General features: G+C 61.8%; 6 protein-coding genes. 2 read left to right on the forward strand and 4 right to left on the reverse strand.

The window, feature by feature from the left end; genetic code table 11:
• Positions 1–130: 130 nt before the first annotated feature.
• The 4 genes from glmS to EN943_RS13330 all read right to left on the reverse strand — a co-directional run bounded on the left by glmS (position 131) and on the right by EN943_RS13330 (position 4,886).
• On the reverse strand, positions 131–1,954 hold the full coding sequence (glmS, locus tag EN943_RS13315) for a glutamine--fructose-6-phosphate transaminase (isomerizing) (RefSeq protein ID WP_127412941.1): 1,824 nt from the start codon (positions 1,952–1,954) through the stop codon (positions 131–133).
• Between the two features lie 175 nt (positions 1,955–2,129).
• The gene (gene glmU, locus EN943_RS13320) at positions 2,130–3,488 is read right to left on the reverse strand and encodes a bifunctional UDP-N-acetylglucosamine diphosphorylase/glucosamine-1-phosphate N-acetyltransferase GlmU (protein ID WP_127412942.1); all 1,359 of its coding nucleotides are present in this window, start codon (positions 3,486–3,488) and stop codon (positions 2,130–2,132) included.
• Positions 3,489–3,618: 130 nt separating this feature from the next.
• Entirely contained in the window at positions 3,619–4,056 is a 438-nt protein-coding gene (locus EN943_RS13325) for a nuclear transport factor 2 family protein (RefSeq protein ID WP_127412943.1), read from the reverse strand.
• Between the two features lie 83 nt (positions 4,057–4,139).
• A complete protein-coding gene (locus EN943_RS13330) occupies positions 4,140–4,886 on the reverse strand; it encodes a cytochrome c biogenesis CcdA family protein (RefSeq protein WP_127412944.1) in 747 nt (248 codons plus the stop codon).
• Positions 4,887–5,059: 173 nt separating this feature from the next.
• On the opposite strand from EN943_RS13330, the gene EN943_RS13335 reads away from it, so the two are divergent.
• Positions 5,060–5,437, forward strand: coding sequence for a hypothetical protein (locus tag EN943_RS13335; RefSeq protein WP_127412945.1), 378 nt, complete (start codon positions 5,060–5,062; stop codon positions 5,435–5,437).
• A 358-nt stretch (positions 5,438–5,795) separates the two neighbouring features.
• Positions 5,796–7,520, forward strand: a 1,725-nt coding sequence (gene topA, locus EN943_RS13340) for a type I DNA topoisomerase (RefSeq protein ID WP_127412946.1), incomplete at its 3' end; no start/stop codon positions are given.

Consider the following 7,520-nt stretch of genomic DNA (forward strand, 5'->3'; position numbering starts at 1 on the left):
CCAACGGAGCAATCCAAACGGAAGCAGCATCCGTTCGCGATTAGCCGAAACATCCTTCCTTCGTCATCCACGGGCGGAGCAAGGAGCGTAGCGACGCGGCGCAGACCCGAGGATGACGGAAGGATGAGAGCTACTCCACCGTCACCGATTTCGCCAGATTGCGCGGCTGGTCGACGTCGGTGCCCATGAACACGGCGGTGAAATAGGCCAGCATCTGGATCGGCAGCGCATAGATGATCGGCGAGATGATTTCCGGGACGTCCGGTAGCACGATCGTCTCCATCGTCTTGACGCTCGTCAGTGCCGCACCTTTGCTGTCGGTGATCAGGATGATCTTGCCGCCGCGCGCCGCCACTTCCTGCATGTTCGAAACGGTTTTTTCGAAAATGCGGTCGTGCGGCGCGATGACGATGACCGGCATGTTCTCGTCGATCAGCGCGATCGGTCCATGCTTCAGTTCGCCCGCCGCATAGCCTTCGGCATGGATGTAGGAGATTTCCTTGAGTTTCAGCGCGCCTTCCATGGCCAGCGGGAAGTTGGTGTCGCGGCCGAGATAGAGCACGTCCTTGTAGCGCGAGAGTTCGCGCGCAATCCGCTCGATCTGCTCTTCAAGCTTGAGCACCTGGTTGGCATAGCGTGGCGCTTCCGAAAGCGCGCGCACCAGGGCCTTCTCTTGTTCTTTCGAGATCGTACCGCGCGCCACGCCAGCCCGCACGGCCAGCGAAGCCAGCACCGACAACTGGCAGGTGAACGCCTTGGTGGAGGCGACGCCGATTTCCGGCCCGGCGAGCGTCGGCAGCACGACGTCGGATTCGCGCGCCATGGTCGATTCGCGCACATTGACGATCGCGCCGATCTTCATGCCGGCCTTGCGGCAATAACGCAGCGAGGCCAGCGTGTCGGCGGTCTCACCCGATTGCGAAATGAAGAACGCCGCGTCGTTCTTCGACAATGGCATTTCGCGGTAACGGAATTCGGAGGCGACATCTATGTCGACGGGCAGGCGCGCGTAGCGCTCGAACCAGTATTTGCCGATCAGGCCGGCAAGATAGGCGGTACCGCAGGCCGAAATCGCCAGCCGGTTGATCTCTGCGAAATTGAACGGCAGATCCAGCGGCTTGGAGACGCCGCCGACAAAATCCAGATAATTCGCCAAGGTATGCGAGATCACTTCGGGCTGCTCATGGATTTCCTTCTCCATGAAATGGCGCCGATTGCCCTTGTCGACCATGAAGCTGGTCGAAAGCGACTGCTGGCGCTTGCGGTCGACCTTTGTGCCGTCGATGTCGAAGATGGTGACGCCGTCGCGGCGCACCACCGCCCAGTCGCCATCTTCGAGATAGGTGATCGAATTGGTGAACGGGGCGAGCGCGATGGCATCGGAGCCCAGGAACATCTCGCCATCGCCATGGCCGACGGCCAAAGGCGGACCGTTGCGAGCGCCGACGATCAGGTCTTCATCGCCTTTGAACATGATGGCCAGCGCAAAGGCGCCTTCCAGCCGCTTCAGCGCCTGGTGCGCGGCTTCGACCGGCTTCAGCCCTTTGGCGAGTTCGCGCGCCACCAGATGCGCGACGACCTCGGTGTCGGTCTGCGACGAAAAAGAATAGCCGTCGTGGACCAGTTCGTCGCGCAATTCGGCGAAATTCTCGATGATGCCGTTGTGGACGATGGCGACGCCATCGGAAAAATGCGGATGCGCATTGGTCTCGTTGGGCACGCCATGTGTCGCCCAGCGCGTGTGACCGATGCCGATCGTGCCATCGAGCGGCTCGTCCTTGAGCCGGCGCTCCAGGTTGATGAGCTTGCCTTCGGCGCGGCGGCGAGCGAGTTCGCCACGCTCGATGGTGGCGACGCCGGCCGAGTCATAGCCACGGTACTCCAACCGCTTCAACGCATCGACGATAAGCGGCGCAACCTGCGAGTGGCCGACGATTCCAACGATACCGCACATGCAGAAAGCCCCCGAGTCCCCGGAAAACCAGCACTATTTAGGGATGGCCGGCATGCCGTGGAAAGTCACATTGCATTTCGTCCCGTATAACGGAACGCTCATTCTGTCGATGCACCATGACAGGCCGCTCTTGCAATCCGGTTACCGCAATCGTTCGGTTTTGTGCGGGCCGGTCTTACTTTTTCTTCGCAGCCGCCGCCGAAGCAAAGCGCTCGCGCAATTCCTTGCCCTTGCCTGGAATGGTCTTCTGGCGGGCGCGGCCGAAGGCCAGCGCGTCGTCGGGCACGCTTTCGGTGATGACGCTGCCCGAGGCGATGTAGCCGCCCTTGCCGATGGTGACAGGCGCCACCAGCGACGAATTCGAGCCGACGAAGGCGCCCTCGCCGATATCGGTGAAGAATTTCGAATAACCGTCATAATTGCAGGTGATGGTGCCGGCGCCGATGTTGGCCCCCGCGCCGACGCGGGCATCGCCGATATAGGTCAAATGGTTGACCTTGGCGCCCTCCTCGATGACCGCTTGCTTGACCTCGCAGAAATTGCCGACCTTGGCCTTGTTCCGGAGATCGGCACCTGGCCGCAGCCGCGCGTAGGGCCCGACATCGCAATTGGACGCAATGGTGGCGCCCTCAATATGGCTGAAGGCATGGATCTTGGCGCCCGTGGCAATCTTCACACCCGGTCCGAACCAGACATTGGGCTCGACGATCGTGTCAGTGCCGATCTCGGTGTCGTGCGAGAAATACACGGTCTCCGGCGCGATCAGCGTCACGCCCGACAGCATCGCGTCGTGCCGCCTGCGCGCCTGCCATATGCCCTCGGCTTGCGCCAGTTCGGCGCGGTTGTTGATGCCGAGCGCGCTTTCGAAGCTGGCTTCGGTGGCGACGACATCGAGGCCTCGCGCACTGGCGATCTCGACGATGTCGGTGAGATAATACTCGCCCTTGGCGTTCTTGTTGCCGACCTGATCGAGCAGCGTCAGCGCGTGGGCGCCGGCCACCGCCATCATGCCGGCATTGCAGAAGGTTATTTTCCTCTCGTCCTCGGAGCAGTCCTTTTCCTCGCGAATGGCGACCAGCTTCCCGTCCTTCTCGATCAGCCGGCCATAGCCCGTCGGACTGGGCGGACGGAACCCGATAACCACGACGGCGGCACCTTCAGCCAGTTTCAGCCGCGCTACGGTCAGCGCATCGGCGTCGATCAGCGGCGTGTCGCCAAACATCACGAGAATATCGTCATAACCCTTTGATATCGCTTCGCGCGCGGCCAACACGGCGTGCGCCGTGCCGAGGCGTTTTTCCTGCACGAAGGTCTCGGCCTTCGGTGCGAATTTCGCCGCCGCCTTACGCATCTCTTCCGCGCCATGGCCAATCACCAGTGCCTGGCTGCCGGCGCCGGCAGCTTCAGCCGCCCTCACCACATGGGCGACCATCGGCAGCCCGGCGATCTGGTGCAGCACCTTCGGCAGCGCACTTTTCATGCGCGTGCCTTCGCCGGCGGCGAGAATGACGGACAGGCAGGATCTCTGGCTCATAGAAGGACAACCATATGAAAAGGGATCAGGAATCGAAGATAGGTAGCATCTGGCGCCATGCTGCACCAATGCGGTTAAATTCCGGTGAGGCGACGGCTGAAGAGTTCCGATCTCAGGAGATCGGCGGCTCTCACATCAGGCCGTGTTTCCTGAATTCAGCCTGTTCATCGCCAGCGATCCAGCCAAACACCTTCAGATCACCATCGCGTTGTTCGACCAGATAGTTGATCGCGAAATCGATGGTCACAGGACTCCCGTCCTTCCGCTCATAGTCACCGGACCAGTTTACCTCAGCCACGCAATGGTCCTGATCGATTGGCATCACCGAGACATCGACACAGGTCATCCTCCTGCTGCCGATGGCACGATAGGCCTCAAATCCCTTTTTCATGATGTCCTTCAACTGCTGGCCATTCTCGCCAACCATGACCGCTGCCGGCGTCACGGAAACAAAGCCGGTTGAATACATGTCGCCAACGTCGTCCAGGTCAGCGTTTCCGGCGATCGCATCGTTGTAGATCTTCTCGTAGGTCTTGAAGAACTTTTGCACGTCTGCCTTGGCTACCATTCTCGCCTCCCGGCTCGAAAAAGCGTCAGTTGATGGTCTGACGCTGCAACGCGGGCTCCCATGCATCGTTCCGCCGAGGCGACCTACCCCAACCGCCCCAGAACCGGGAAATTCTCCAGCAGCCAGTAAGACACGGTCTGCACGCCACCGGTGAGGAAAAACACGCCGGCGACCACCAGCAGCGCGCCGATCGCCTTTTCGACGCGGCCGAGATGGACGCGGAATTTGCCGAGGAAGCGCATGAAGGCGCCGGAAAACAGGGCGGCGATCAGGAACGGGATGCCCAGCCCGAGCGAATAGGCGGCGAGCAACAGTGCGCCCTCGCCCACCGTCTCGCGGCCGCCTGCCAGCGTCAGGATCGGTCCCAGCACCGGGCCGATGCAGGGCGTCCAGCCAAAGGCGAAGGCCAGCCCCATGACATAGGCCGCGATTGCACTTGCTGGCTTGCCTTGCGACTGGAAGCGCGCCTCGCGTGACAGCAGCGGAATGCGCAGGATGCCGAGGAAATTCAGGCCCATCAGGATGATCAGCACGCCGGCGCCCATGGCCAGCGGCTCCTGCCAGACACGCAGCAGCCGGCCGATGGTCGAGGCGCCGGCGCCGAGCGCGACAAAGACGGTCGAGAAGCCGAGCACGAAGGCGATCGAGGAGTACAACAGAGCGCCGCGCGCACCGGCTTTGGCCGTCGCGCTGGCCTCGCCGCGGAAATCGTCGACCGACACGCCGGCCATGTAACAGAGATAAGGCGGCACCAGCGGCAGCACGCAAGGCGACAGGAACGAGACCGCTCCCGCCCCGACCGCGCTGACATAGCCGATGTCCAATGCCATTTCCAAAACTCCAATGCCGTGACGCCGATATAATGGCGTGGAGCCTTGTCCACCAATCACCATTGTGTTGGCAAGATCATGGTCGCCCGGGGAAGAAACAGTAGCCCGCAGGCGTTGATGCAGTGAGGCCGCGATTACCCGCGCGTCTCCAGATATCAGTCAGGGAGATTTCCATGAAAACCATAACCGCAGGACTGGCAGCGCTTCTGCTCAGCACCGCCGCATCCTTCGCCGCCGAAGCGTGGAAGGAAGCCGAGGTCAATGGCACCAAGATCTACACCGATGCCAACGGCATGACGCTCTATACCTATGACAAGGACGAGAAGGGCAAGACGAATTGCTACGACAAATGCGCCACCAACTGGCCGCCGCTGAAAGCCGAGGCCGGCGCCAAGGCGGATGACGAATGGAGCGTCGTCGACCGCACCGACGGCAGCAAGATGTGGGCCTATGATGGCAAGCCGGTCTACACCTTTATAAAGGACAAGAAACCCGGCGACGTGACCGGCGACGGCGTCGGCGAAGTCTGGCATATCGTCAAGGCCGACTAGATACGCCAATCCCGCTGCCGGCGGGACAAGGGCTGGTCGCCGGGCATCTCCATGCACCCGGCGGCCGGCATCGAACAGCCCGTTATGATGTCGCCCGTCCCGGTTTGGGCAGCATTTCAACGACTCGGCGGAAAAATGAACCGGGTCGTTTCCGCTGACTCGGGGCCACGGTCTCCCTTTCCCAAATTCTGTGATTTTCTCCATACACTCTAAGAGTGTATTGCTGCGGACCGGCCCGCAATTTGGGCGCTTCCCCTTGACCGGATGCAAAAGCGCGGCCATGTGAGCGACAAATAGAACGAGATTTCGTCGCGCGCAGCGGAATTCTTCTGCCGCACCACAGCTGATATGAGACCTCATGGACGTCGTCGTCGTCGAATCGCCGGCCAAGGCGAAGACAATCAACAAATACCTCGGCAAGAACTACAAGGTTCTGGCCTCGTTCGGCCATGTCAGGGATTTGCCGGCCAAGGATGGCTCGGTGCGTCCGGATGAGGATTTCGCCATGTCCTGGGCGGTCGACACCGCCTCGGGCAAGCGGCTTGCCGACATCGCCAAGGCGGTCAAGGATGCCGACGGCCTGATCCTCGCCACCGATCCGGATCGCGAAGGGGAAGCGATTTCCTGGCACGTGCTGGAAGTGCTGAAGCAGAAGCGCGCGCTGAAGGACAAGCCGGTTAGCCGCGTCGTCTTCAACGCCATCACCAAATCGTCGGTGCTGGAGGCTATGGCCAATCCGCGCCAGATCGATGCGCCGCTGGTCGATGCCTATCTCGCCCGCCGGGCGCTGGATTATCTCGTCGGCTTCACGCTGTCGCCGGTGCTGTGGCGCAAGCTGCCGGGCGCCCGCTCGGCCGGCCGCGTCCAGTCGGTTGCGCTGCGCCTGGTCTGCGACCGCGAATCCGAGATCGAGCGCTTCATCCGCGAGGAATACTGGCAGGTCGCTGCACTGCTGGGCACACCACGCAACGAGAATTTCGAAGCGCGGCTGACCGCCTTCGATCGCAAGAAGCTGCAAAAGCTCGACATTTCCAACAAGGCGCAGGCCGACGACATCAAGTCGATGCTTGAAGGCGCGACCTTCAAGGCGGTGTCGGTGGAAGCCAAGCCGACCAAGCGCAATCCCGGCCCGCCCTTCACCACCTCGACGCTGCAGCAGGCCGCCTCGTCGGGCCTCGGCTTCTCGGCCAGCCGCACCATGCAGGTGGCGCAACGCCTCTATGAGGGCATGGAGATCGGCGGCGAGACCACCGGCCTGATCACCTATATGCGAACTGACGGCGTGCAGATGGCACCGGAGGCGATCGATGCCGCGCGCGACGCCATCGCCAAGGAATTCGGCGCAAAATACCTGCCGGAAAAACCGCGCCAATATACCGCCAAGGCCAAGAATGCCCAGGAAGCGCACGAAGCGATCCGCCCGACGGATTTCATGCGCACCCCGGCATCGGTCAGGCAATATCTCGATTCCGACCAGATGCGGCTCTATGAGCTGATCTGGAAGCGCGCCATCGCCAGCCAGATGCAGCCGGCCGAGATCGAGCGCACCACCGCCGAGATCGAGGCTGTCAACGGATCGCGCACCGCTGAACTTCGCGCCATCGGTTCGGTCGTTCGCTTCGACGGCTTCATCGCCGCATACACCGACCAGAAGGAAGACGATGCGGAAGACGAGGAAAATCGTCGCCTGCCCGAGATCCGCGCCGGCGAGCAGCTAGCGCGCCAGGCGATCAACGCCACCCAGCACACCACCGAGCCGCCGCCGCGTTACTCCGAAGCGTCGCTGATCAAGAAGCTGGAAGAGCTCGGCATCGGCCGGCCTTCTACATACACGGCGATCCTGAAGACACTCGAAGACCGCGACTATGTCACCATCGACAAGCGCCGGCTGGTGCCGCAGGCCAAGGGCCGGCTGCTGTCGGCCTTCCTCGAAAGCTTCTTCAAGCGCTATGTCGAGTACGACTTCACCGCGTCCCTCGAGGAAAAGCTCGACGAGATCTCGGACGGCAAGCTCGCCTGGAAGGACGTGCTGCGCGATTTCTGGAAGGATTTTTCCGGTGCCGTCGCCGACATCAAGGAACTG

The sequence above is a fragment of the Mesorhizobium sp. M7A.F.Ca.US.006.01.1.1 genome, assembly GCF_003997935.1.
In the GTDB taxonomy this organism is placed as follows: Bacteria; Pseudomonadota; Alphaproteobacteria; order Rhizobiales; family Rhizobiaceae; genus Mesorhizobium.